Origin of the sequence: Mycobacterium kiyosense (genome assembly GCA_021654635.1) — a bacterium.
GTDB classification, from domain to species: domain Bacteria; phylum Actinomycetota; class Actinomycetes; order Mycobacteriales; family Mycobacteriaceae; genus Mycobacterium; species Mycobacterium kiyosense.
The window spans coordinates 6,297,971-6,324,032 of the sequence record AP025179.1; the positions used below are offsets into that span (position 1 = coordinate 6,297,971).

General features: G+C 69.5%; 16 protein-coding genes and 5 pseudogenes. 10 read left to right on the top strand and 11 right to left on the bottom strand.

Annotated features, from left to right (window positions below):
* The first annotated feature begins 1 nt into the window (after position 1).
* The 5 genes and pseudogenes from L6444_RS29775 to eccD (L6444_RS29795) all read left to right on the top strand — a co-directional run bounded on the left by L6444_RS29775 (position 2) and on the right by eccD (L6444_RS29795) (position 5,591).
* Positions 2-1,102: a PPE family protein gene (locus tag L6444_RS29775; RefSeq protein WP_236979193.1), complete on the top strand. Its 1,101-nt coding sequence runs from the start codon at positions 2-4 to the stop codon at positions 1,100-1,102.
* Between the two features lie 90 nt (positions 1,103-1,192).
* Positions 1,193-1,495, top strand: coding sequence for a WXG100 family type VII secretion target (locus L6444_RS29780; RefSeq protein ID WP_236979194.1), 303 nt, complete (start codon positions 1,193-1,195; stop codon positions 1,493-1,495).
* Between the two features lie 50 nt (positions 1,496-1,545).
* A complete protein-coding gene (gene esxA / locus L6444_RS29785; RefSeq protein WP_236979197.1) occupies positions 1,546-1,833 on the top strand; it encodes a type VII secretion system ESX-1 WXG100 family target ESAT-6 in 288 nt (95 codons plus the stop codon).
* A gap of 119 nt (positions 1,834-1,952) precedes the next feature.
* A pseudogene (locus tag L6444_RS29790) lies at positions 1,953-4,058 on the top strand (MinD/ParA family ATP-binding protein).
* Positions 4,055-5,591: pseudogene (gene eccD, locus L6444_RS29795) on the top strand (type VII secretion integral membrane protein EccD). Before L6444_RS29790 ends, eccD (L6444_RS29795) begins: the two co-directional pseudogenes overlap by 4 nt.
* A 10-nt stretch (positions 5,592-5,601) precedes the next feature.
* On the opposite strand, the gene L6444_RS29800 reads toward eccD (L6444_RS29795), so the two are convergent.
* The 6 genes and pseudogenes from L6444_RS29800 to mycP (L6444_RS29825) all read right to left on the bottom strand — a co-directional run bounded on the left by L6444_RS29800 (position 5,602) and on the right by mycP (L6444_RS29825) (position 13,374).
* Complete coding sequence (locus L6444_RS29800; RefSeq protein ID WP_236979201.1) at positions 5,602-6,399, bottom strand: hypothetical protein; 798 nt, start codon at positions 6,397-6,399, stop codon at positions 5,602-5,604.
* A 90-nt stretch (positions 6,400-6,489) separates the two neighbouring features.
* A pseudogene (locus L6444_RS29805) lies at positions 6,490-8,732 on the bottom strand (secretion protein EspK).
* A 94-nt stretch (positions 8,733-8,826) separates the two neighbouring features.
* Positions 8,827-9,156, bottom strand: coding sequence for a YbaB/EbfC family nucleoid-associated protein (locus L6444_RS29810; protein ID WP_370653131.1), 330 nt, complete (start codon positions 9,154-9,156; stop codon positions 8,827-8,829).
* Positions 9,157-9,161: 5 nt separating this feature from the next.
* The gene (gene espB, locus L6444_RS29815; RefSeq protein WP_236979205.1) at positions 9,162-10,550 is read right to left on the bottom strand and encodes an EspB family ESX-1 secretion system-associated protein; all 1,389 of its coding nucleotides are present in this window, start codon (positions 10,548-10,550) and stop codon (positions 9,162-9,164) included.
* Between the two features lie 86 nt (positions 10,551-10,636).
* Complete coding sequence (gene eccE, locus L6444_RS29820) at positions 10,637-12,025, bottom strand: type VII secretion protein EccE (protein WP_236979207.1); 1,389 nt, start codon at positions 12,023-12,025, stop codon at positions 10,637-10,639.
* Positions 12,022-13,374: a type VII secretion-associated serine protease mycosin gene (gene mycP, locus L6444_RS29825; protein ID WP_236979209.1), complete on the bottom strand. Its 1,353-nt coding sequence runs from the start codon at positions 13,372-13,374 to the stop codon at positions 12,022-12,024. Before mycP (L6444_RS29825) ends, eccE (L6444_RS29820) begins: the two co-directional genes overlap by 4 nt.
* Before the next feature lie 288 nt (positions 13,375-13,662).
* Here mycP (L6444_RS29825) and L6444_RS29830 point away from each other — a divergent pair, with 288 nt between their 5' ends.
* The 5 genes and pseudogenes from L6444_RS29830 to L6444_RS29850 all read left to right on the top strand — a co-directional run bounded on the left by L6444_RS29830 (position 13,663) and on the right by L6444_RS29850 (position 18,491).
* Positions 13,663-14,838, top strand: a complete 1,176-nt coding sequence (locus L6444_RS29830; RefSeq protein ID WP_236979211.1) for a thiolase family protein — start codon at positions 13,663-13,665, stop codon at positions 14,836-14,838.
* A 55-nt stretch (positions 14,839-14,893) separates the two neighbouring features.
* Positions 14,894-15,010: pseudogene (locus L6444_RS29835) on the top strand (type II toxin-antitoxin system VapB family antitoxin); the annotation flags it as partial.
* Between the two features lie 9 nt (positions 15,011-15,019).
* Complete coding sequence (locus L6444_RS29840; RefSeq protein WP_236979213.1) at positions 15,020-16,072, top strand: serine/threonine-protein kinase; 1,053 nt, start codon at positions 15,020-15,022, stop codon at positions 16,070-16,072.
* 35 nt (positions 16,073-16,107) lie between these two features.
* Entirely contained in the window at positions 16,108-16,794 is a 687-nt protein-coding gene (locus L6444_RS29845; protein ID WP_236979215.1) for a sensor domain-containing protein, read from the top strand.
* Between the two features lie 17 nt (positions 16,795-16,811).
* On the top strand, positions 16,812-18,491 hold the full coding sequence (locus L6444_RS29850) for a serine/threonine-protein kinase PknH/PknJ (RefSeq protein WP_459561293.1): 1,680 nt from the start codon (positions 16,812-16,814) through the stop codon (positions 18,489-18,491).
* On the opposite strand, the gene eccA is transcribed toward L6444_RS29850, so the two are convergent.
* The 5 genes and pseudogenes from eccA to L6444_RS29875 all read right to left on the bottom strand — a co-directional run bounded on the left by eccA (position 18,492) and on the right by L6444_RS29875 (position 26,026).
* A complete protein-coding gene (gene eccA / locus L6444_RS29855; RefSeq protein ID WP_289624961.1) occupies positions 18,492-20,333 on the bottom strand; it encodes a type VII secretion AAA-ATPase EccA in 1,842 nt (613 codons plus the stop codon).
* On the bottom strand, positions 20,330-21,868 hold the full coding sequence (eccE, locus tag L6444_RS29860; protein ID WP_236979219.1) for a type VII secretion protein EccE: 1,539 nt from the start codon (positions 21,866-21,868) through the stop codon (positions 20,330-20,332). Before eccE (L6444_RS29860) ends, eccA begins: the two co-directional genes overlap by 4 nt.
* Positions 21,865-23,501 (bottom strand): annotated as a pseudogene (mycP, locus tag L6444_RS29865) (type VII secretion-associated serine protease mycosin). Before mycP (L6444_RS29865) ends, eccE (L6444_RS29860) begins: the two are co-directional and overlap by 4 nt.
* A complete protein-coding gene (gene eccD, locus L6444_RS29870; protein WP_236979221.1) occupies positions 23,498-25,000 on the bottom strand; it encodes a type VII secretion integral membrane protein EccD in 1,503 nt (500 codons plus the stop codon). Before eccD (L6444_RS29870) ends, mycP (L6444_RS29865) begins: the two are co-directional and overlap by 4 nt.
* Positions 25,001-26,026 carry a MinD/ParA family ATP-binding protein gene (locus tag L6444_RS29875; RefSeq protein WP_370653053.1) on the bottom strand — a complete coding sequence of 342 codons (1,026 nt, stop codon included), beginning with the start codon at positions 26,024-26,026 and terminating at the stop codon, positions 25,001-25,003.
* Between the last annotated feature and the right edge of the window lie 36 nt (positions 26,027-26,062).

Genomic DNA, 26,062 nt, shown 5'->3' on the forward strand with positions numbered 1-26,062 from the left:
CATGCTGTGGCACGCAATGCCGCCGGAATTGAACACCGCTCGGCTGATGGCCGGTGCCGGACCGGCACCGATGCTGGCTGCCGCCGCGGGATGGGAATCCCTGGCCGCCGCCCTGGACGCTCAAGCCGTCGAACTGACCGCGCGGCTGAACTCCCTGGGCGAAGCCTGGACCGGCGGCGGCAGCGACAAGGCGATCTCGTCCGCGCTGCCGATGGTGACGTGGCTGCAGACCGCCTCGGCGCAGGCCAAGACGCGCGGCATGCAAGCTGCCGCCCAAGCCGCCGCCTACACCCAGGCGATGGCGACCACACCGTCGCTGCCCGAGATCGCGGCCAACCACATCACCACCGCGGTGCTGTGCGCCACCAATTTCCTTGGCATCAACACCATTCCGATCGCGTTGAACGAGATCGACTACTTCGTCCGGATGTGGACCCAGGCAGCCGTGGCGATGGACATCTATCAGGCCGAGACGCTGGTCAACACGATGTTCGACAAGATCGAGCCGATGGCGGCCATCCTCGACCCGGGGATGAGCCAGAGCATGGCGTCGAGCCCGCTGATCGGTATGCCGGCCCAGCTCGGCGCGCTGACCCCGGAGACGGTGCAGGCCACCGCCGGGCAGGTCGCCGAACTCAGCGGCCCCATGCAGCAGCTCGCCCAGCCGGCGCAGCAGATGACCTCGATGTTCAGCCAGCTGGGCAGCAACTCGGGCGGCACCGGTACCGGACTGGGCGACGACGAAGCCCAGCTGGGTCTACTCGGGGCCAGCCCGCTGTCCAACCACCCGCTTGCGGGCGGCTCGGGCGCGAGTGTCGGCGCGGGATTGCTACGCGGGGAAGCAATCCCGGGCGCCGGCGGCACGTTGGCCCGCACACCGCTGATGACCGGGCTGATCGACAAGCCGGCCGGTCCGGCGGTGCTGCCGGCGGCCGCAGCCGGGGAATCGGCGACGGGTGGCACCGCCCCGGTCGGTACCGGCGCGCTGGGTCAGGGCGCACCAGGCGGCGGCACCCGGGCGGCGCTCGCCGTTCCGGCCGCAGCGGCCGACGAGCACGACGAACCAGAAGAAGACCTGTGGGACGACGATGACGACTGGTGATCCCCACAGCCACCGCAGACTTCCCGGTCAACCGGGCCGGAAGACTTGCCAACCGATGGCGAGGAATGGAAAGAGAGAAAGAAGTCCAGCATGGCAGAGATGAAGACTGATGCCGCTGCCCTCGCGCAAGAGGCAGGTAACTTCGAGCGGATCTCGGCCGACCTGAAGACCCAGATCGACCAGGTCGAGTCCACCGCAGCGTCGCTGCAGGGTCAGTGGCAGGGTGCCGCCGGTCAGGCCGCCCAGGCCGCCGTGGTGCGGTTCCAGGAAGCCGCCAACAAGCAAAAAGCCGAACTCGACGAGATTTCGACGAATATCCGTCAGGCCGGCGTCCAATACCAGCGGGCCGACGAGGAGCAGCAGCAAGCACTGTCCTCGCAAATGGGCTTCTGATCAGTTTCCTCAAATCCCCCAAATACCACCAAGAAAAACGGAGCAACGACATGACAGAACAGCAGTGGAATTTCGCGGGTATCGAGGCCGCGGCCAGCACCATCCAGGGAAATGTCACGAGCATTCACTCCCTGCTCGACGAGGGCAAGCAGTCCCTGACCAAGCTCGCCGCGGCATGGGGCGGCAGTGGTTCGGAGGCCTACCAGGGCGTTCAGCAGAAGTGGGACGCCACCGCCCAGGACCTCAACAACGCGCTGCAGAACCTGGCCCGCACGATCAGCGAGGCCGGTCAGGCCATGCAGTCGACCGAGGGCAACGTGACGGGGATGTTCGCGTAACAAAACCCCTTTGTACGCGTAGACTCTCGAGGCACGAGATCGGGCGAGTTCAACCCAGTTCGGGGGATCTCGCCCCTTCTCGTGCTTAATACGTTCTGGCGAAATTCCGAGAGGTTCTGATGCCGGCCGACTATGACGCGCTCTTTCGGCCCGCCGCGGATTCCGATTTGCGCGAAGATGACGCCGGGCAAACTTTTTTCGACCCGAATGCCTTGGCCGGGGTCGTACCCGAAAATGGCCGGAGTACGCCCACCCCGCCACCGGTCGACTGGTCACAGCCACCAGCGCCGGTGGCGTTGGCGCCCGCGCCTCCCGCGCCTCCCGCGCCTCCCGCACCGCCGCCCGCCGCTCCCGCACCGCCCGCGGCTCCCTACCGCCTTCCGCGCCTCCCGAACCGGCGCCCGCATCTGCCGAACCACCCTCCGCGGCAACGGAGCCGGCGCCGGTCAGCGGGCCAGCCGCGGGTCGAAATCACCACTTCCGCCGATGCCCATCGGTGGACCGCCACCACCGCCGCCGCCCGCGCTGCCGCAGTACGAGCCCGAACCACCGCCCGTGGCGCCGCCCGCAGCCGAGCCGCCACGACAAGATGCGGAGCCTGCCGGCGAAGCCGCGCCCGCCGAGCAACAGCCCGCGCAAGCCGAACCACCTCGCCCGCAACAGATCTCGGCCGCAACACCTGCACCACCGCAAGCGCCGTCAGCGGCCCCGGCGCCCCGGTTCGGCCCCCGGCCCCAAGGCGCCGTCAGCCCCTCCCCACCAATGGCGCGCCGCCGCACCGCGCCGCCCCGACCGGACCGCCGCCGGTCCGGTGGGATCGTCCGGCGCCGCCTCCGGTGCCGCCGAGCGAGCGCACCCAGACCGCGTCCGGCGACATCCCCAACCGGCGGGTGCGGCTGGGCCCGACACAGCAGCCCGCACCGCACCCCACCGAGGCGCACCCACCCGAGCCGCCGCGGCGGGCGCGGCGCGGACACCGCTATCTGCCGGACCCGGATTCCGGCGAACCAGACCCGGGGGGCGGCCCCTACTTCCGCGTCCCGATGCCCGAAAACCAGGTCGGGCAGGCACGCCCAGTCGCGCCCGAACCGCCGACTGTACCGTTCCAGCTCAACCAAGCCGCACCTGCCGCGCGGGCACCCAAGCCCCCGGCGACCCGGCCCCGACCCGACTCGCAGCCTCCCGGCGAACGACGCAGTGCGGCACCGAAACCCCCTCCGGTCCGGCCGGCGCCACCGAGCCCGGCGCCGTCGGCGTCCACCCCCGCTGCACCGGCTGCACAGGCCACCGCACCGGCGCCCACCGCTGCACCACAGCCGCAGCCACCGGCACCGGCCGGCCCCAAGCCCATCCCCCAACGGGGTTGGCGCCGTGGCCTTTACCGGCTCACCCGGATCAACCCCGGCCTGTCCCGGGACGAGAAGTACGAACTGAGCCTGCGTACCCGGATTCGCCGTCAGCCGCGTGGTTCGTACCAGATCGGGATGCTCGGCCTCAAGGGCGGCGTCGGCAAGACCACCACCACGGTCACGCTGGGCACCATGCTCGCGCAGGTGCGCGGCGACCGCATCCTGGGGCTGGACGCGGATCCCGGCTGCGGAAACCTCGCCGAGCGCGCGGGCCGCACCTCGCCGTCGTCCATCGCCGACCTGGTGGCCGACAAGAACGTGTCGCACTACAACGACGTCCGCGCACACATCAGTGTGAACTCCGACAACCTCGAGATACTGCCGACTGCGGAGTACGCCACCGCCGCGCGCGGGCTGAGCGGCGAGGACCTGCGCCTCGCGGTCGACACCGTGTCGAAGTTCTACAACCTGGTGCTCGCCGACTGCGGCCCAGGCCTGTTCGACCCGGTGACCCGAGGCGTGCTGGAGACGGCGTCGGCCATCGTGATCGTGACCAACGTGTCGGTGGACAGCGCCCGGCAGGCCGAGAGTGCCCTGAAGTGGTTGCGCCACAACGGTTATCAAGATCTGCTCGATCGTGTGGTGGTGGTCGTCAACCACGTCGCGGTCGGCGAGACCAACGTCGCGGAGAAGCAGTTGGTGCGCCAGTTCCAACAACTGGTACGGCCCGACCGGGTGGTACTGCTGCCGTGGGACAAGCACATCGCGACCGGGTCCGAAATTCAACTCGACCAACTCGACCCCGACTACAAGCGCCGGGTCCTCGAACTGGCCGCGGCTCTGTCCGACGACTTCGAAAGGGCGGGACGTCGTTGAGCGCACCTACTGCCACTGCCGGTACCAGCACGGCGGGCGCGACGCCCGCACGACCCGCCACCACTCGGGTGACCGTGCTGACCGGACGGCGGATGACGGATCTGGTGTTGCCCGCGGCCACACCAATGTCCACCTACATCGACGAGACCGTCGCGGTGCTCGCCGAGCTGCTGGAGGACACCCCGCCCGACATCCTGGCCGGCTTCGACTTCGCCGCACAGGGCGTCTGGACTTTCGCCAGGCCGGGAGCACCGCCGCTGAAACTCGACCAGTCCCTGGACGAGGCAGGAGTCGTCGACGGATCGTTGCTGACCCTGGTGGCCGCGAGCCGGACCGAACGGTACCGACCGCTCGTCGAAGACGTCATCGACGCGATCGCGGTGCTGGACGAGTCCCCTGAGTTCGACCGGCCGGCCGTGGACCGGTTCATCGGGGTGGCGATTCCGATCCTGGCGGTGCCGATCACTCTGGCGGCCATGCGGGCGTGGTGGCTGACCGGCCGCAGTGGTACTGGGCACTGGCGCTGGGCTTGGTCGGAATCGCCGTTCTGGCAGGATCTTTCGTGGCCAACCGCTTTTACCGCAAGGCCGAGTTCGCCGAGTGCCTACTGATGGCATCGGTGCCGTTGATCGCGGCCGCGGCGGCGATCGCCGTGCCGCTGCGCCCCGCGGGGTGAGCGCGCTGGGCGCGCCGCAGCTCGCCGCCGCTGCCACCGCGGTGCTGCTCGTCACCTTGTTGGTGCGTGGCGGGCCGAGGCGACGCCACGAGTTGTCCTCGTTTGCCGTGATAGCCGCGATCGCGCTGCTCGGTGCCGCGATCGCGTACGGATACGGCTACCAGCGCTGGGTCCCGGCCTGTGCGATCGCCTTCGGCCTGTTCGTCATCACCACCGCGGCCAAATTGACGGTCGCCGTGGCCCGGATCGCGTTGCCGCCCATACCCGTTCCGGGCGAGACCGTGGACAACGAAGAACTGCTCGATCCGGTCGCCACCGACGAGACGACCACCAGCGAGACCCCCACCTGGCAGGCGATCATCGCGTCGGTGCCCAACTCGGCGGCCCGGCTCACCGAGCGCAGCAAACTGGCCAAGCAACTGCTGATCGGCTTCGTAACAGCGGGTGCGCTGATTCTGGCCAGCGGCGCGGTTGCGGTGGTGGCACGAGGGCACTTTTTCGTCCACACCCTGGTGATCGCCGCGCTGCTGATGGTGCTCTGCGGCTTCCGTTCCCGGCTATACGCCGACCGCTGGTGTGCCTGGGCATTGCTGGCCGCGACTGTCGGCATCCCGACCGGGGTCACCGTCAAGCTGAGTCTCTGGTACCCGCAGTGGGCCGCGTTGATCCTGGGCGGTTACCTCGCGCTGGTGGTCATTTCTCTGGTGGTGACCGGCGCGACGGCGCCGGTGCGGCGCGTTTCGCCAGTGGCCAAACGGATTTCGGAGCTGATCGACGGCGCTGTGGTCGCCTCCGTCATCCCGCTGCTGCTGTGGGTGACCGGTGTCTACGACATGGTGCGCAATCTGCGGTTCTGAACCGGCCGGGTCAGACCGGGCCGGCGGCACCACCTGATGCGGGTGTACCGGCAGCAGCCGCCGTGTCCGCCACCGGGGCGCTGACCAACGTAGCCGAACCCGCCGCGGCACGATCGGCCGACTGCGTTTCGTCGTCGCCGTCGTCGTCCTGGTTCTCGCCGTCGGGCTTGTTGTCACTGGCCAGCTGGGCCGGCGAACCGCCGCCCTGCGACGCTTGCGACGCGGCCTGCTGCACGCTCTGCCCCACCTGCTGGCCCATCGGGGTCAGCTGCTGACCCAGCGGCGCCAGCTGAACCAGCTGCGGCACGGTCGCCTGCAGGTGCGGGGTCACCGCCGCGACCTGCCCGCTGACCGCCTCAGCGAACTGTTGGCCAACTCCGGCCACGGCCGCGGTGCCACCGGCCGCACCCGGCAGTTGTCCGGGCGCGCTCGCCGGCCCGCCCAGCGTTGCCGCACCGAGCGTGCCCGCGTCCGTCTGACCCGACGCGGCCGCCATGGCGCCCAGCGTCGGTGCGGCGCCGTCGAACCCGTCCTGCGACAGCGCTTGGCCCAGCGACTGGTCGGCTTTGGTGTAGATATCCGCTGCGGCGATCATGCGTCCGGCGGTCCGTCGCAATGCTGCGGTGACACCGGGCAGGCCGTCGGAGACCAGGGACTCGATGCCCGGCATCGTCTCGTTGATCGCCGCCGACACCGCGTCCGTCCCGGCCACCTGCATCGGGGCGGGCGGAGCGGGGAAAACGAGTTCGGAGAGTTTGCTCGCCGCAGCGGTGAGACGGGTGGGATCGACAGCCAGTGGTTCAGCCATCACAACATCCCCTCGGTGCGAGCCCCATTCGACGAATTTTACCGGACCTGACGCGCCCTTCCCGCGCCAATTCTGTTGCCGAACCCGTCTTCAGCAGGTTCCGGTCAGGGCACTGTCGAGCAGCGCGGCGACGCACCGCCAGTACAGGAAGTCCTCGACGGCCAGGCGCTGGGGTTGCCCGCCCGCCGCACCGTAAGCGCGGTGCAGCGCGAGTTCGCGACAGTGCGTGGCGTAAGCGAAAAATGCTCGCAAATGCGCGATTTCGCGACCGGTGGCGGTGCTGGTCATCGGCTTCATCAGATCGAACCAGAGCATGTGCCGCTCGTCGTCGGGTGTCTTCTCGTCGGCCGGGGCCGGCGGCAACAGGTCCAGCAGGTGCAGGTCGTCGGTTTCCTGCAATTGGGCCGCCGACGACGGGTCGACCACCTCGAGCCGGGACCGGCCGACCATCTTTCCGCTGTCCGGGATGTCGTCGTCTTCCAGGACGATCTTGGCCACGCCCGGATCGGAATTCGCCAGTTGCTCCGCGGTTCCGATCACCGCGCGCAGCTCAAGGTCGTGGAAGGCGGCCCAGCCCTGCACCGCCAGCACGGGATAGGTTGCGGTGCGCGCCTTTTCGTCGGCGGGAAGGGCGCGGTCGGCGGTTGCCATGAAGACCTTGGCGGGCAGCTGGACTTCCTCGGGGATGTAGGCCAGCCCGTAGCTGTTGGCCACCACGATCTCGCCGTCGGTGGTCACCGCGGTGATCCAGAAGAACCCGTAGTCGTCGTCACCGCCGCTGTCGCGTGCGTTGAGTGCCGCGGCGACCCGTCGAGCCAGCCGCAGCGGGTCCTTCTTGGCGCCGCGGGCGCCGACGGCCGCGGCAACGGCATCGCGTGCCGCGCGAGCCGCCGAGACGGGCACCGACGGCAACGCCGTCACGTCGTCGGACGGCTTCTTCTTGTCGGTGTCCTCGCTTGGGGGCGCCGGACGTGCCGGCGGCGCGGTCCGCGCTCCCGCCGCGCGGGTCGACGTGGCGACCGGAGCCTTGCCCGCCTGGGGGGCGCGCCCGCCCGCGGCGCGGGTTCCGGCCGCCGCGGCGGCACCGGTGCCCTGGTTCGTGGCCGCAGCCGTGGGTGCGCCGCCAACTCCGGGCGACGAACCTCGCATCGGCGCCGCCATACCGGTGGCGGCCGCGGGTGTCATGGCCGGGGACGCGTCGTCGCTGCGGTGTGCGGGTCCGGAGGAGCCCGCGGGCTGTTCGGTACGGCCGGGCGAAAGGTCGTTCGCTGCAGCCGGTTTCACGTGTACGGGCTCGGTGCTCGGCGTACCCGATGGGCCCGGCGTCGGGGATGCACCGGGGCCCGCGGGCAGCGACGGCTGATTCGGCGATGGGTTCGTCGGCGACGGGCTGGGGTCGGGTGCGACGGGCTGACCGGTGCCGGCGACGGGGTGGGCTTCGGGCTCGGATTGACCGGCGTCGCAGGGGCGATCGGAGTCACCGGCGTCGCAGGGGCGACCGGACGATCCGGGTGCGGCTGGGCCGGGGTGACCGGTGTGACCGGCGGGCTCGGAATCACCGGCGTGACCGGGATGACCGGGGTTACCGGGGCGCCAGGGTTCACCGGGTCGTAAGGGTTCGCCGGCGTCGGCTCGAACGGCGTCGGGGTCACCGGCGGCACCGGAGTGCCCGGCCCGACCGGCTGGTAGGGATTGGCCGGTGTCGGCTCGAACGGAGTGGGCACCGGGGCGACCGGGCTGGGCACGCCAGGCGACGGAACCACCAGGGTCGGCACGTCCGGGGCCGGGGGCATCACCTGGTGCAGCAGATCCTGCAGCGCATTGTGCGGCGGTCTCCAGTCCTTGGAGGCCAGAACCTGTTCGGCGGTTTCGGCGACCAAACTGCTGTTGGCCTCGTGCGTCGCCCGGACCACCGCGTTGATGGCGGCGACGCGCGCTTCGGCTTGGAGTTCCGGATCGTGCTCCAGGATGGATATCTCGCGCTGAGCACCGTCCACGTTGTTGCCGATCTCGGCCTTCGCCGCAGCGATCAATCCGGCGATGTGCCGGTGCCAGGTGATGACGGTGGCCAGGTAATCCTGCAGCGTGCTCAGCTCGGTCAGATTGGTGCCGAGTGCGCCGTTGGCCGCGTTGGCCGCACCACCCGACCAGACGCCGCCGTCGAAGACCTCGACCTGTTGACGACGGGCCGCGTCCATGACATCGGTGACCTTGCGCAGCATCCGGTTGTACTCCTGCGCGCGGTCGTAGAACGTGTCCTCGTCAGCCTGCGGCCAGGCGCCCGGTTCGAGCATCTGACCGGCGTACTCGCCCGTCGGTCGCGGAATGCCCATCACCTGCTCTCCTCTCGCCGATCGTGAATCTCACTACGCGACACGCTGATTCGCCGTCGGGTGATTCACACTCGGCGGCGATAAGGAAGTTGTTTCAGGCGTTGCTCGCCCTGCTCATCGCTTCGAGTGCGGCGGTCAATTGCTCCCCCGCGGCGGCGTTGTACTCGCTGGCCGCCGCCTGCGCGTTCTGCAGTGCCTCGTTGACCCGCGCGCCGACCGCCTCGGCCCCCAGTTCCCGGATCAGGCCGTCATTGATACGCACGCCGGTCAGCCACTGGTGCCCGTTGATCGTCACCTCAACCGTCTCGGCCGCGTCCTTACCGCGGAACGCACCGGCGTTCATCTGGTTGAGGGTGCCTTCGAGGGCCTGCTGGAATCGTGCCGCCAGCGCCAACGCCGCCGCGACGTGCGGCTCCATCTCCATGTCGGTCACTTCGACTCCTTGCTGTCCTGCCGGCGACGTTGACCGATGACGGCCTCGGTCCATTCCCGGTCCTCGGTGTAGAGCGCCTCGTCATCCTGTTGTGCGCCTTTGGTTTTGGACCCGCCCCCGCCCTGGCCATGGGCGCCCATCGGCATTCCCATACCGCCGCCGCCCGGGCCGGCGCCCCGGCCGGCACCGGCCTGTCCGGCACCGCCGATGTCGCCCGCGCCGGCCGGCCGCACCGACTCACCCGCGACGCCGGCGCCGCCCGCCTCCGCCAACGGCATCGACGGCATTCCGCCGCCACCGCCGCCACCGAGCGACATCGGTTTCATGCCAGGCTCTTTCGGCAGACTCGCCGCCGCGTCCCGGCCGGCCGCCGACAACTCGGCACCAACGCCGGACGGCATGCCACCGCCGGCACCGCCACCGGTCATCGGCATCATCGGCGCCTGCATTGGCGAACCCGAACCCCCGCCGGCCATACTCGCCGCCTGCATCACCTGGGTGGGGATCAGACCCGGGGTCTGCGCCGGAGGCGGCGGGTCGATCTTGATCGCGGCCGGCGGCTTCGGCGGGTTCACCGCTTCCAGTTGAGCCTTGTTCGTGTACTCGTTGAGCACCTGCTCGGACTTGGACTGGTACTCGGCGTAGAGCTTGATCGCCTGATCCTTGTAGGCCGGATCCTTCGACAGCTCTTCGAGTTTGGTGATGTCGGCCAGCGTCGGGTGCGAGCGCCTGGCCCACAACTGCAGCTGCGCCAGGTAGGTGCCCTGCTTGCCCAGCGCGGTCGCCAGCTTGGCCATGTGGGTGATCCACTCGCGCTGCTGGTCCAGCGAGGCCTCACACGCGGTGGCCGCGTCGCCCGTCCAGTTCTCGAAGATGCGGAACCGCTTGACATCTGCCTGCAAAGCGAAGCTCAGCTGGTTCCATCCGTCGGCGAACGCCGCCAACGACGCGCCCTGGTCGCCCGATTCCAGTTTCGTTGCGGCAGCCTTCAAATCGGTGAACCCGTCGTCGCCGGCGGCAGCGACCTGCTGGGTGTCCTGCAGGCCCGCGGAGTTGTCGCCGCCGACGCCGCCGGCCGATTCGCCGGACACCTCGCCGCCGTCGTTGTTCAGCGCCGTCGCGCCTTCCTCGTCGACGTCACCGTAGGCCTTGGCCGCGTTGCGCAGGGACGTCGCCAGCCGCTGACGCTCCCGCACCCCGGCAGCCAAAAAGTCCCGCATGTTCTGGGCGGACAACCGCAGCTGCTCGGCGGCGTTCTTCGCCGCCGTCAGGCCGCACGGCGCCGCGGGGACGTCGGCCGGTGGCGTGGCCATCGGGGCTTCCACCTCGTCGGCCCGCGACAGGATTTCCTGCTGGTCCACCGTCACGGTCTGCGGCTGAGTCATATCGGATAGTCCTCCTTAATGCTCTAACCATTATCGTCGCCGCACGACGGGCTCCCCGCACCAAAATCGGCCGGATAGGTCGACCACTACTTGGGCAGGGCCAGCGCGAACCGGCTCTCCTCGGGCGGCGACACCCGCCTGATCGGCAGCTCCCGGTGCCGTGGGGTGCGGACCAGGTTGTGCCGCAGCACCACCTTGTCGACGCCGGGATGCGGGCCCAGGTACGTCGTCGCGTTCGGCCACGCGACCTTGGCTTCGGAGCCCACCTGCGCGCCGACCAGCCGGGCGAATTCCTCGAAATGCGCGCCGACGGTCACCGTCGCGCCCGCCGCCGCCGCGCGCACCACGAATTGCGTAAATGCTTGTGCGTCACCAAGATTAAGGCTCACGTCGACGTCGTCGAACGGCAGGTAGACCGGGCAGCGGTGCACCGTCTCGCCGACCAGCACACCGGCCGACCCGATAGGGATCTGACAGTGCCGGTTGGTGACCAGATCCTGGCCCGTCAGCGCCGGCCGCTGCCCGCCGAACAGCCGGGTGAAGCCGCGCGGCGTCTTGGGTTTACCGGCCGTGGTGAGCAGCACGGTGGCCTGCGGCGGCTCGCCGGGCCGGATCCGGACCCGGGTGACGGTGTGATCGGCGCGCGCCGACCACCACTGGTCGGGACCGCCCAGCGCGGTATACGCGGCGGTGTAGGAGTCGCGGCCTTTGATCATCGACCACTTCTCCCGCACGAAGCCGATGTCGATCGCGTGGTCGTAGTCGTCGAAACTGCGTCCGCATACCGCGTCGACGCCGTGGCTGGCCAGGTCGTCCGCGATGCGCGTCGCCGAGGCCACCAGATACCGGGCCAGCCCGGCGACGCCCTCGTCGCGGCGCTGTGCCGCGCGGCGGGTGCGTTCGGGGTCGGCGCGCAGCATGATCCAGGTCCGGCGGTTCGCCGGGGCCGGATCGGCGCCGATCACCCGCTGGTACAGGCTCACCACGTCCGGCGCGGCGGTGCGGCCCACCCGGAAACCGGCCGAGACCACGTCGGCTTCCAATCTGGGGCAGTGCACCTCCAGCAGCTGTTCGAGCAGCCTGGTGTCCAGCACGTCGTCGGTGTGGGCCACCCCGTCGACGATCACCGTCGGCGTGAACGGCCGCGGCCTGAGTTCGATCACCGCGATCAGGTGATCGCGGCGCCAGCGCACCGCGACGTGATCGCCGGGCTTGACGGTGGCTCCGACTTCCGGCTCGGACGGCACGTCGGGCGGCTTGCGCCGTCGGCGCAGCCACGCGAACACGGTCGCCACCCAGCCGGTGAGCCGGCGGTCGAAGAAGGTGACGAATACGACGACGGCACCGACCGCGACCAGGACGATGCCCACCCACCAGTACCGCGTCGGGGCGAACACCAGGGTGGCCAGCGGGGCCAGCACCGTCAGGACAACCGTGTGGCCGGTGGTGAACCGCAGCCGGACCGGGTTTCTCATCGGCGCCTCAGTGCCCGCGCCGTCAGCGCGCCGAAGACCAACGCCAGCAGCAGTCCGCCGACGGCCAGCGTCACCGCCGTGATGGGCCGGCGATCGGGCGCCGGCACGGGGGCCGGCGACGGCAGGCGCCGGACGTTGTACGGGATGGTCGCCGGGCCGGGCGCGATGTCCCACGTCAAGGCCGCGACGGCGTTCACGACACCGGCGCCGACCAGGTCATCGACCCCACCGCCGGGATGCCGTGCGGTCGCGGTGATCCGGTTGATGATCTGCACCGCGGTCAGCGCGGGAAACCGCTGCCGCAGCAGCGCCGCCAGACCGGAAACGTAGGCCGCGGCGAAGGAGGTACCGGCGATGGGAACCGGACCCTCCTTACCCTGCAGGGCGTTCACGGGGTCGCCGCGGTCACCGAGCGCGACGATGCTCTCCGCCGGTGCGGCCACCCCGACCCACGGGCCGTGCATGGAAAACGTGCTCGGCACCCCGCTCTCGCCGATCCCGCCGACGGGCAGCACCAGCGGCGCATACCAGGCCGGTGTCACGACGGTCTGCACCTTGTTCCAGCCACGCGAATCAGTGGGCGTCGCGGCGTCGGGCAACGGATTCTGCGCGCAGTCGCCACCGGTGTTGCCGGCCGCGACGACGATCACCGCCCCCTTCACATTGGCGGCGTAGTCGATGGCGGCACCCAGACTCGCCTCGTCGATCGGCTTGCTCACCTTGTAGCAGGCGGCTTCGCTGATGTTGATCACCCCGGCGCCCAGATTCGCCGCGTGCACCACCGCCCGAGCCAGGCTGCGGATCGACCCGGCCGCCGGGGTGGAGTTGGGATCGTTCGGATTCGCTTGGGCGCCAACGGGTTCGAAGGCCTCCGAGGTTTGCCGTATCGAGAGCAGCCGTACGTCGGGGGCGACGCCCACGTACCCGTCGGTGGGCGCGGGCCGACCGCCGATGATGGCCGCGGTCAGCGTCCCGTGCGCGTCGCAGTCCGATAATCCGTCGCCGGCCTGCGCTACGAAATCGCCGCCGGGCTCGGCCGGCACCCGCGCAGACGCGGCGACGCCGGTGTCGATCACCGCGACCGTCACCCCGGCTCCGGTGGCGAACTTGTGGGCTTCGGTGACCCCGACGTAGGAGTTGCCCCACGGCGGGTCGTGGAACGTGGAGTCGGGGAACACCGTCGCCGAGGTGCACTGCACCCGCTGCTCGGTCGGCTGGTCGGGACCGGTCACGTCCGGCGGCAGCGCGCCGGGATCGATAGCGGGCGGGGTGATTGCCATGGCGGACGGTGCGGTCAGCGGCGCCATCGTCAAGGCCAGCGCCACCGTCGTCGACAAGATCCGGTGCACCCCCGAATCACTCCGTTCATCGAGTCAGTACGGCCTGGCAATCCTGGGAGCAGTTTAGACGTAACGGGTGCGTAAACGGTGCTATTCGGATCGGGGCTTGGCGGCGCGTGTGTCCCGTCGCCCAGGCTGCGGAACACGCCGATTTGCGGCCTGAATTTCCGATAGCTCGCCAAGTGCCGGTGCGCTGGCCGATCCGGCCGGCCGGGCGTTACATAGCTCACCACTATTGTAAATACGGTACTTGCTACGATTGGGCTCGATTCCCGACAGAAAGCTCGAGGTTTGTTCATGGCCACACCCGTTATCGTCGGCGCCGTTCGGACCGCGATCGGTCGTTCGTTCAAGGGCACGCTCGTCAACACCCCGCCCGAGACGCTGATCACCGCGGTATTGCCCGAGGTGGTGCGCCGCTCCGGGGTGGACCCCGCCGCGATCGACGACATCATCTTCGCCGAATCACATTACGGCGGTGGTGATTTGGCGCGTTACGCGGCGACGGCCACCGGACTCGAGCACGTGCCCGGCCAGTCGGTGAACCGGCACTGCGCGGGCAGCCTGACCGCGATCGGCAACGCCGCGGCGCAGATCGGTTCCGGCATGGAGCGGGTGCTGATCGCCGGCGGCGTGCAGTCGCTGTCGATGACGCCGCTGACCAACTGGCGTATTCCCGGCCCGGAGCTGAAGTTCGAAGAGCGCTGGATGCCGCCCACCCATGTCGAGACCCCGGACGCACCGGCCAAGGACATGTCGATCACCGTCGGATGGAACACCGCGCAGTCGGTCGGCATCACCCGCGAAGAGATGGATGCCTGGGCGGCCCGCTCGCACCAGCGCGCCGTGGCAGCCCAGGACGCCGGCAAGTTCGCCGAGGAGATCCTGCCGCTGAAGATCACCCAGTTCGACGGCTCGGTGGTCGACTTCTCCGTTGACGAGCACCCGCGCCGCGACACCACGGTGGAGAAGCTGGCCGGCCTGAAGGTGCTGCACCCCGAGATCGAGGGCTTCTCGATCACCGCGGGCAACAGCAGCGGCACCAACGACGCGGCCGCCGCGGTCGCCCTGGTGGACGCCGATTACGCCGCCGCCGAGGGGTTGAACGTGATGGGCAGGGTCCGGGCCTGGGCCGCCGCCGGGGTACCGCCGCGCGACTGCGGGCTGGGCGCGGTCAAGGTGATCGGCAAGGTGCTGCAGCGGGCCGGCCTGTCGGTCGGGGACGTGGCGCTGTGGGAGATCAACGAGGCGTTCGCCTCGGTGCCCATCGCCGCGTGCCGCGAGTACGGCATCGACGAGGAGCTGGTGAACTTCTCCGGCAGCGGTTGCAGCCTGGGCCACCCGATCGCCGCCTCGGGCGCGCGGATGGTGACCACGCTGACCTATGAATTGGCAAGGCGCGGAGGCGGTATCGGGGTCGCGGCCATGTGCGCAGGCGGCGGTCAGGGCGGGGCGGTCGTCATCGAGGTGTGATCACCGCGTTCAGTTGCTGGTGGGAGCTCTGCCCTGAGCCGGGTAGCGTTCTACCGTGGGCTTGAACATCAAGAGTGACCGCACTGTGGCGCTGGTGCGTGAGCTCGCCAGCCATGCCGGCACCAACCAGACCGCGGTGATCCAGGACGCTGTCGCGCGCCGGCTCGCCGACGGTTAGACCATGCTGAGTCCCGGAACGGTAGTGGCGGGATACCGCATCGAGCGGCTGCTGGGCTCCGGCGGCATGGGCGAGGTGTACCAGGCCGCCCATCCGAATCTGCCGCGGTTCGACGCGCTCAAGGTCCTCAACGCGCAACTGTCCCAGGACCCCGATTTCCGGGTCCGCTTCCTGCGCGAGGCCGACGTCGCCGCCCGGCTGGACCATCCCAACATCGTCTCGATCTACAACCGCGGCCAGACCGAGCAGGGCCAGCTGTGGATCGCGATGCAGTTCGTCGACGGCACCGACGCCGACCGCGCCCTGGAATCCGGTGCGATGACCCCGGCCCGCGCGGTGCACATCGTCGGCGAGGTCGCCAAGGCGCTCGACCACGCGCACGGCCAGGGCGTGGTGCACCGCGACGTCAAGCCCGCCAACTTCCTGCTGTCCGGACCGACGGGTCCCGACGAGCGGGTGTTGTTGGGGGACTTCGGAATTGCGCGCGCCCTGGGCGATGCCGGGTTGACGGTCACCGGTTCGGTGGTGGCCACGCTGTCCTACGCGGCACCGGAATTACTCAGCGGCCAGCCGTTCGACGGTCGCGCGGACCTGTACTCGCTGGGGTGCGCGCTGTTCCGGTTGCTGACGGGCAAGGCGCCGTTCTGTTGGGCCCAGGGCTTGCCCGCGCTGGTGGGCGCACACCTGCAGGCCCCGCCACCGCGGGTCACCGAATGGGCGCCGGGGTTGCCGCCGCGCCTGGACGCGGTGATCGCCACCGCGATGGCCAAGGACCCCGCACAGCGGTTCGCGTCGGCGCGGGAGCTGGCGGCAGCCGCCGCGGACGCCCTTGCCGAACAGTCGACCTCGACAACCGCTCCGTGGCAACCGATCTCGAGCAACCAGGTCAGTGACTACTCGACCCCGGCGCCGGCGTGGTGGCAGCCGGGCCAGGACCGCACCCTGGCGGCCACACCCGCACCGGCCGCGCCGCCCGCGCCACCCCGCCGGGTTGGCCGACGCCGGCGCCTGCGCCTGCCCCGCGCCGTCGCCGGGGCCGGATCGCCGCCGCGATAGTGGCGGCGGCCGCAGCGACAGCCGTGATCGCTACGGTGGCGGTGCTGACCGTGCGCTCGCCGTCGCACCCACCCGCATCGGCACCCCCGTCGACCACATCGGTGACCAGCGGCGCTGCGACCACCACGACGGCCAATGGTCCGGTGCCACCGGTGATCGCTTCCGAGCTACCCGGATTCCTGCTCCCCGCCGACCAGATCAAAACCATAATGGGCACTGCCGCAATGCAAGTCGTCGAATCCGACGCCGATTCGTGGGCCAACGCCTCGTCCTACATTTCCGACCAGGACTGCGTCGGGCCCTACCAGCCTGCCGACTTGGCCGCCTACAACAACTCCGAAGCCAAAGGATCGCAACGCCAGTTCCTGACCAACCCCGCCGGGGGGGCCGACGTCCAGCAGGCCGTCATCGTCTTTCCCAGCGCCGACGCCGCGCAGAAAGCTCTCGCCGCGCAGCATCCGGTGTGGGCGGCGTGCGCGGGGCGCACCTTCACCGTCACGCTGCCAAACGAGAGTCCGCACCGGTGGAGTTTCGGTGCGTTGAGCAACCCGGACGGCGGCCTGGCGATCACCACCGCTCGCGAGGGGCACCACTACGTCGGTTGCCAGCGCGCGCTGACCGCGGCCAACAACGTGCTGGTCGACGTCGGTGCCTGCAGCATGAGCACCGACCACCACGGCGTCGCCATCCTGGAGGCGATTTTGGCGAAGATCCCGCACTAAAGTCGGGTGCGATGAGCATGCTGAGCCCCGGGTCCATGGTGGCCGGGTACCGGGTCGAGCGGGTACTGGGCACCGGCGGCATGGGCGAGGTGTACCTGGTCGCCGATCCGAATCTGCCCAGACATGCCGCGCTCAAGGTTCTTCCCGTCGCGCTGTCCGGCAACCCGGAGTTCCGCGCCCGGTTCCTGCGGGAGGCCGATATCGCGGCGCGGCTGGATCATCCGAACATCGTGTCGATCTACGACCGCGGCCAAACCGAGCACGGCCAGCTGTGGATCGCGATGCAGTTCGTCGACGGCACCGACGCCGCGCACGCGCTGCGGGCCGGCACCATGACCCCGGCGCGGGCGGTGCACATCGTCGGTGAGGTCGCCAAAGCGCTGGACTACGCGCATCAGCGCGGCGTGGTGCACCGCGACGTCAAGCCCGCCAACTTCCTGCTGTCCGGTCCGGCTGGTCCCGACGAACGAGTGTTGCTGGCGGACTTCGGTATTGCCCGCGCGCTGGGTGAGACGGGATTGACCGGCACCGGTGCGGGGATGGTGACGTTGTCGTATGCGGCGCCGGAGGTGATCGCCGGCGGACACGTCGACGCCCGTGCCGACCTGTATTCGCTGGGCTGCAGCCTGTTTCAATTGCTGTGTGGGACACCGCCTTTCGCCAGGGACGGTGGTGTTGCCGCGGTGGTGGCCGCGCATCTGCACGCGCCGCCGCCGCGGGTCGGCGAGCGGGTGCCCGGCCTGCCGCCGGAGCTGGATGCGGTGATCGCGACGGCGTTGGCCAAGGACCCCGCGCAGCGTTTCGGCTCGGCGCGGCAGTTGGCCGCCGCGGCCGCGGCTGCACTGTATCCGGCTGCGCCGGTGGCTCATCCGGCGCCGCGGCCACCGCTGCCCGCCCCGCCCCCACCGTTGCCCGCCCCGCCCCCACCGTTGCCTGCCCCCGACCCGGGGCGGCGCGGCCGCATCGTCGCCGCGGCCGCCGGTCTCACCGTGATGGTCGCCGCGGTGGCCCTGGCGGTGACCATGATCATTCGCTCCCCGGCGCCGCGCTCGGCCGCCCCGCCCTCTTCGGCCGCGCCGACATCGTCACCGGCCAGCACGTCCGCGACACCCACCATGGCGCCACCGGCGGCGGTGTCGCTGCTCCCGCAATTCCTGTTGCCGCCCGAGCAGATCGCCGGCCTGCTGGGCGTCGCCGCGATGAAGGTGTCCGACTCGTCGTCGCACGGGTTCACCGACAACACGCAGTTCGTGTCGGACAAGGAGTGCACCGGCCCGTACTCCCCCGGCGACCTGGGTGCCTTCGGCCGCTCGGGGTCGATCGGTTCGCAACTACAGTTGCTGACCAACCCCGATGGCCCCAACGCCGTGGAGCAGGCCGTCATCGCCTTTCCCAGCGCCAGCGCGGCCCAGCAGGTGCTCGCCGCCCAACAGCGGCAATGGCAGGCGTGCTCGGGACGCACGTTCACCGTCACCACCCCCAGCGAGACACCGTCGGACTGGACTTTCGGCCCGCTGACCACGTCCGGCGGGACGCTGGTGATGAGTTTCGTTGCCCGGCTGCGTAGTTCGGTCAGTTGCCAGCGGACGATGGCCGTTCGCAACAACGTCATCATCGACATCGCGGTCAACGGGTTGAACGTCGGCAACCACGGGGTCGACGTGCTCAACGCGATCGCGGCGAAGATACCCGGGTGATCAAAGCGCTATCGGCACATGCTTTTCCGCACACGCATCGCGCACGGCGGTGATCACGTCGGCGGCGCGTAGCGTCTGTAGGTCGTCGACCGTCACCGAGCCCTTCGCGCTGCGGTGCTGCGCGGCCACCCGCGAATCCCGCAGCCGCTCGGCACGTTCCACCACATTGCGGGCGAACCGGCCGTTGTGCATCACGTCGATGCCGTGCGTGCCGTCCGGGGCGTGGTACTCGCCCAGCACCGTGCACGCCGCGTTCAGCGCCGCTGCGGCCTCGGGTGCGATCACCGTGGCGCGCGGATCGCCGTAGCGCACCGCAATCTCGACCAACTCGTCCGGGGTGTAGGACTCGAAGCGCAGCTTGCGGTTGAAGCGACCGGCCAAACCCGGGTTCACGGTGAGGAATTCGTCGACTTCCTTCTCGTATCCCGCGCCGATGAAGCAGAAGTCGAACCGGTGCACCTCCAGCGCCACCAGCAACTGATTGACCGCCTCCATGCCGATCATGTCCGGCCGCCCGTCCTGGTGTCGCTCCACCAGCGAGTAGAACTCGTCCATGAACAGGATGCGGCCCAGCGACCGGTTGATCAGTTCGTTGGTCTTGGGTCCCGACGCCCCGATGTGCTCGCCGCAGAAGTCGGCCCGCTTGACCTCGACGATCTCGGGGTGCCGGACGATCCCGAGCCCGGCATAGATCTTGCCCAAAGCCGCCGCGGTGGTGGTCTTTCCGGTCCCGGGGGGTCCCACCAACAGCATGTGGTTGGTTTGATTGGCCACCGGCAGCCCGGCCGCAAGGCGCAGGGCGCGAACCTCGATCTGATCCTCGAGCTCCGCCACCGCCCGTTTCACATCGGCCAGCCCGACCTGGTTGTCCAGTAACGCGCGCCCCTCTGCCAGCAGCTCGTTGCGTCGCTCCTCGTTCTCGGCTTCGGTGCGCTGCTTCGCCGAGCGCTGGGTGCTGACGTCCCATTTGTCCGTCCGGGTCGCGATGACATCCTCTTCGGTGATCACCAGTTGCAAGCCCGGATCAGCCAACGCCTGCTTGGCCGCCTCCATCAGCGCGCCGTTGATGGTCGCGCGGGACAACCACACCTGCGCCTGCTGCTCCTCGCCTAGCTGACGGTGTGCCATGCCACGCACGTAGGCCAAATCTGCTGCGATCAAGGGGAACTCGGCGGCATCGATCGCTGCGGAGGTCAGTTGCCGGCGAGCCTGCGTCGGACTGGGATGGTTGGCCCGCACCTCGACGCGATCCGCCCACTCCAGCGCGACCCGCGCCTGCCCCAGGTGCGCCGCCGCGTGCGCGGCCAGCGCACAGGTCGCCGCCGTGACGGCCGACATGATGATGGCCTGCGGCGGCAAGATCGCCGCCGCGACCGAGATCACGTCCGGCCAGCGTTGCGTCGCGAACATCAGGTACGCCTCGAGATGTTGCTGCCACTGATGGTTCTCCCACGCATCCAGCAGAGCCGAATCCGCCAGCAGCGCTGCGGCTTTCTGATACTGCCGGTCGTCGATGAGGGCACTGGCCAGCGCCAGACCGGCGTGCGAGGCTTCGGTCACCGAGATCGACAGGTACGGGCCCGCTTTGACGGGTGCCGACAGCCGCACCCCGATCCGGTTCGTCTCCCGATGCAACCGGGGCCCGTATTCGTAGAGCTGTTGCACCGTCGGCAGGGACTCGTCACCTGCCGCGATCAGGCCTAGCCACGCATCGGCCATCGCGGGATCGATCTCGGTGGCTTCCCGGAAACGCGCTCTGGCACCGGCCAGGTCGTTGTCCAGCAACGCCATCGCTTGGTCGAAGCGTTTGCGGGCGGCGGCGGTGCTGGTGCTGCTGGTCATGGCGCATCCACTGGTTCGAGTTCGCCACTGCGCAGGACGGTCGGCTCGGACGACACGTAGCGATTCTCGGCGCGAAACAATTCGATCTCCACGGTATGGGTCCGGCCGCCGGCGGACACCTCGACGGTCGCCGGCCCGGTCTGCGTGATCAGGACGCTGGCGAAACCCCGGTAGGCTGCGTCTCGGTCGCCGACCGAGACCACGGTGTTCGGGCGCGGCGACGGCGTCACGGTCCCGTCCACGACACTGACGGTGGTTCCGGCCACCGGTTTGGCCGCGTCGGTGACGGCAACATCGGGCATGCGAACACTGGTCCAGCGTCCGGGGTTTCGGGTATGCACCGTGATCCGCTCGCCAGCGCCCGCCAAGCGCACCACGATGCGCTTGGCCAGTGCATCCTCGGCGGCGATGTGCACGCGGCTGAACTCCCCCGGATCATCCAGCGGCAACAACATCCGATCGCCCGCGCCGACCTTGCCCAGCAGCACTCCGGACGGGCCGACGGGTATCACGACGGGACCGGTCAGCACGCCGTGGGCGACACCGCGCAACACCGGTAGCGGGCCACACAGGCTGGCCGCTACGGCGTTCGCCTGCTCTCCGGGCAAGGTCTGCAACATCGTGCTCGGCGGGGCGGTCGGTGGTTGTGCGGTTCGGGCCGTCAGCGTCGCGGCGACACCGCCATCTGCGAAAAGCGTGATGTTCTGCGTGATTCCGTCAGCCCGCAGCATCCAAGCCTGGGCCAGCGCGGCAGTGGTGATGTCGGCGGGCCGGTAGGAGTAGCTGGTCAGCCAGCCCGCGTCGGCACGCACTGAGCGCCACCGGCGATTCGCGGCGTCCAGGGCCGAACGTCCCAGCCGCCGTTCGAGTTCGACGATGTCGGTCGCAGTCGCCACCTTGGCCCGGATTCCGTGCTGGCGCATCACCGCGGCGATCCGCTGCGCGACGGCCAGGGTCGCGGTGCCGATCGAGGAACGGCATTGCAGCGCCTCCACATTGGCCAGTGCGGCCACCCGCACGATCACCCAGGTCTCGCGCTGCCCGGCGTACGGAGGAGTGCCGATCAGTGTGTCGTACACCCGCGGGTAGTCCCCGGTGCTACGTCGTCGGGCACCGGTAGTGACGACACTCAGCGAATGGACCACAAGGCCCAGGCTCTGCCGCATCAGCGGCCGCAAAGCGGCGATGTCGACGGTGTTTTCGGTCCGAGTCGAGGTGGAGCCGGTGAACAGGGTCGCGACGTGCGGCTTGCCGAGCAGTTGTACTGCGGCCACCGCGACCCCATCTTGATATCGCACTCCGCCACCGGCGCGGTCGTTGGCAACCGTCAGCGGATCGACCAAGGTGATCGGCCGGTGACGCCGCCCCCACAACAGCAGCCATTCCCAGCCCGTCCGGCCTCGCCAACGCAGCAGACACAAAGCCGCCACGAACGCCGAAACCGCTGTGGCACAAAGGTATCCATCGATCGCCAATCCGGTCAGGAAGGCAGTGAACACAGCGGCGATGATGGTCAGCCGCTTGGTCGCCGTCATCGTTCCCGCCGCACTCGAGCGATCAGGGCCACACCGGCGGTGACCGCCAGGACCACGCCGGCGAAGACCAGTGCGGCGCTGCGGGCACGGTGATCCGGTGGTGCCGGCGGCGCGGTGGGTGTGATGACCCGGCTGTGCGCCCCCGGCGCGAGCCGATCCCCCCACCGGCACGTCGAAGGTCAATGCAGCCACCGGATCGACGACGCCGTAACCGACTTGGTTGTCCACGCCGCGCGGCGGGGTTGTGCGCGGTCTGCAGGATCCGATTGATGATCTGGTGCGCCGACAGGGTGGGGTACTTGGCGCGCACCAACGCGGCGACACCGCTGACATAGGCGGCCGAGAAGCTGGTGCCCCAGATGGGCATGTTCTTCTCGCCCGGATGAATCGGCGGGTAGGCGTTGACCGGGCCACCGGTTTGCGGGGACAACCCCATGATGCCCACGCCCGGCGCGGCGGCAGCCACCCACGGCCCGGCGAGGCTTTTGCTGATCGGCGCCCCGGTATTGTCCACCGCCCCAACAGATAAGACGTAATCGGAGAACCAGGAGGGAGACGAGACCGTCTTCACCTGATGCCAGTCCCGCGGATCCGAGGCGTCCAACGGGTCGAAGGAGGGGTTCTGTGCGCAGCCGTCCTCGCTGTCGTTGCCGGCGGCGGCGACGATCACTGCGTCCTTGACCGTGGCCGCATACCAGACGGCCGCGCCGATGGCGGCCTGGTCCAGCGGATCGGCGGCCGAAACACACGATGTCACACTGATATTGATCACCTTTGCGCCCATGTTGGCGGCGTGCACGATGGCGGTAGCCAGGGATGCGATCGACCCGGCCTTCTTGCGGACCTCCGAATCACCGGGGCCGGGGTTCACCGGTTCGAACGCCCGGGAGGACTGGCGGATGGAGATGATCACCGCGTGCGGCGCGACGCCCACCACCCCGTCGGGTGCCCCGGCGCCGGACCCGGAACCTCGGGAACGTCGGCGGGCCCGGTGCCGGGATCCCCTGGACCGCTGGACGGTTCGTCGGACGGCGGGGGCGGGGGTGTGCCGGCTTGGTCTCGGTGACCGTCACCGGGGTGGGCGGCGGCGGGGTGCCGGTGGCGGCGGGGCACCGCCGGGCGGGGGCGCCGCGGACTCGACCGGTGCCGGGCCGGCCGGCGGTGGGAAGGCCGGGGCACTCGGCATCGGCGCCGGCATCGGACTGCCTTGCGGCGCAGCACCTATCAGTGACGCCACGATGGTGCCGTGCGCGTCGCAGTCCATCAGCCCGTCACCGCTCATGATGTAGTCCCCACCCGGCACCACCCGTAGCCGGGGGCTGGGGTTGATGCCGGTGTCGATGATCGCCACCGGTACCCCGTTGCCGGTCGAGTACTGCCAGGCCTTGCCGATGTTGAGCATGGTGAAACCGGGCGCGGTGACGGCCACGTTGGGATCGGCGATGGTGATGGTGCGCGCGCACATGTTGCTCTGCCGCATCGGCTGGTCCGGCCCCGGTCTACCGTCCGGCGGGACCCGGGCGGGATCGATGGTGGGCTGCGGAATCGCCAGCGCCACAGGCACGTTAGCCGACAACGCCACCGCCAAGGTGACCAGCGTCAGCACCAACAGCCGTCCGCCGATGGAACTCATCGCATCCGCACCCAGGTGAACAGCCCGCCAATCCACGCTGCCAGCGGCAACGCGGCGATGATGGCCACGATCTCCAGCCATTCGGCTGCCATCCGCACCAGCGGGGTGAACCTGGTGACGGGCACCAACAGCGCCGCCAACAGTCCCGCGCCGGCGAATGCCGAGAGCAGCACCGCCGCACCCAGCACTGCCTGCCCGTGGGAAGCCGGTTCGTGCACAACGTATTTGATGACGCCGGCACAAGTGGCCACCGCGGCGCCGCAGACCAAGGCGACCGCTTGGCGCTTGTCGGCGAAGGCCCGGCCCCGGCTGATGAAGATCACCACGAACAGCCCACACAGCACCGCGGCCGCAGTGGCACGGTCGCGGCCGGGCATCAAGGTGGCCCATACCGCTGCCGGCAGCGCCGCGGCGGCACCCACGCAGATCCCGGTCAGCACACTGTTGGCACGTATCGCCGCCCGGGCGATCTGCGCCCCACGGGCGGTGGTGTCGGGATTGACATCCTCCGCGCCACCCTCCGTGCCGTCGCTCACCGGGGAGACGGCGTCGACCGGCATACCGTCCGCGCGCCGGAACAGATCGCGCCCGGTGATCGAGCCGAAGTACGGCGGCCGGATGCGGGCGGCCCACAGCGAGATGGTCGGGGCCATCGTCAGAACCAGCAGCAGGGCTACGAGGGTGCACATGCCCAGCCACTGAGCCGGAATCGGCCACCACATCCGCGGCGCGGCCACACTCGCCCCAAGTGCGCACCAGGTCACCACCGCCGCTGCCGCATCGACATGGCGCCGGGTCGCCGTCGCGAGGCCGCACGTCAGCACCCCGACCGCCAGCACCGCGATGAAGACGTGGGCCGACCCGAGCCTGCCGGGCGCGGCAGCGCCCAGGCTGACCGCGATCAGCGGCACGGCCAGCCAGCCGAACCCGTCGAGCATGTCGACCCGGCGCGGCCACCACCGCCACACCGCCACCGCCGTGCTGCCCAGGACCAGCCCCGTCCCGCCGGAAACCAGCGCAGCCAGCAGCGAGTCGGATGAGATCCGCTGCCGCACCACTAATCCGAGAATCGTGACGGCGACCATCGCGACGATCGCCAGCGCGGTATGGGCGGCCGTCTGCACGGTGACGGGTTCGAAGAGTTTCTTGCCCACCCGTGCCAGACCGGTGGACAGCGACTCGTATTGCGGCTCGAACGACTCCCCCTCGGTCGCGGGTACCAGCGTGAGGGTGGCGCCGTCCTCCACGCCGAGTTCGTCCAGCGTCTTTGTGACGTCCAGGCGGACCCCGTTGGCTTTGTGGAGTTCGTATCCGACGCCGGATTCGAGCCCCGGCAAGCCACGGCGCCTGAGTTCGTCGTTGACGAGTTCGACGACGTTGTCGACGAAGACCTCGATCGGCACCGAGGCCGGGTACACCTGCGAGAGCAGGTGTTCGCCGCAGACCACGGCGACCGCGCACCGCGCCGGGAACGAGACCTTGCCAACCAGCGACGTCATTTAGCGAGGCCTGTCGGCGTCCGGAATGTACTTGTCGGCCAGCGCCGCCGCGATCTCGAACAGTCGCAGCCGCGATTTCTTTTTCAGTTCGTGGCGGGTATCGATGATGCCGCCCTTGGCGAGATACGGGTCATAGGGCATGAATTCGACTGTTGCACCGGATTGCTGGAACCGCTCGGTCAGGTATGCCAGGGCGTCGGCGTCGTACTGGTCGCGGCTGTCGTTAAGGATCACCGTGCTGCGCGACACCAGTTCGTGGTATCCCATCGACCGCAGCAGATCGATGGCGCGCGTCACCGGCAGCGACGTGTCGGCGGTCAGCCCGGAGACGAACACCAGCGCGTCGCAGGCATCGAGCACCGCCTTCATCACCGGGTGTTCGATGTCGTCGGATGTGTCCACGACGATCACGGTGTGGGTTCGGCGCAGCCGCGACAGCACCCCGGTGAACATGGACGGAACTAGCGGCCGGGGCTGATCCGAGGCCCGGTTACCCGCCAATACATCGAGGCCGATGCTGTTCTGCCCCAGATGTTCTCGGATATCCGCGTAACCTTGCACGTCGGTGTCGTTGAGCACCGCCGAATAGTCGCCCGGCGGGGATTCGTCGATGCGTCCGGCCAACGTCCCGAATCCGGGAGCGGCGTCGATCGCAACGACGTTGTCGGGTCGGCATTCTCGGAACACACCTCCGATGCACGCCGTCATCGTGGTCTTGCCGACGCCGCCCTTACCCGAGACCACCCCGATCACGTACTGCTTACGGATGTGGCGTCTGATCCGGGCCTGCAGCTCCCGATAGTGTCGCTCAGCCGGTGACTCACCGAGGTTAATCGTCTGAAACGAGATGTTGTACAAGAACTTTCGCCATCCCGAACCGGGCGGGATCTTCCGCGGCGCCACCATGTCAGAAATCCGCAGTGTGCCCGACACCGACTCTTGGTGCACGAAGCGCCCAGCGGGCACGTCCCGTTGGGTCATCCCCGACTGCTCGGCATTGGGGCCGGCATTCCACGAGTTCGTCACGACACGTCTTCCGACACTTTGAGTTACACCTCTCGA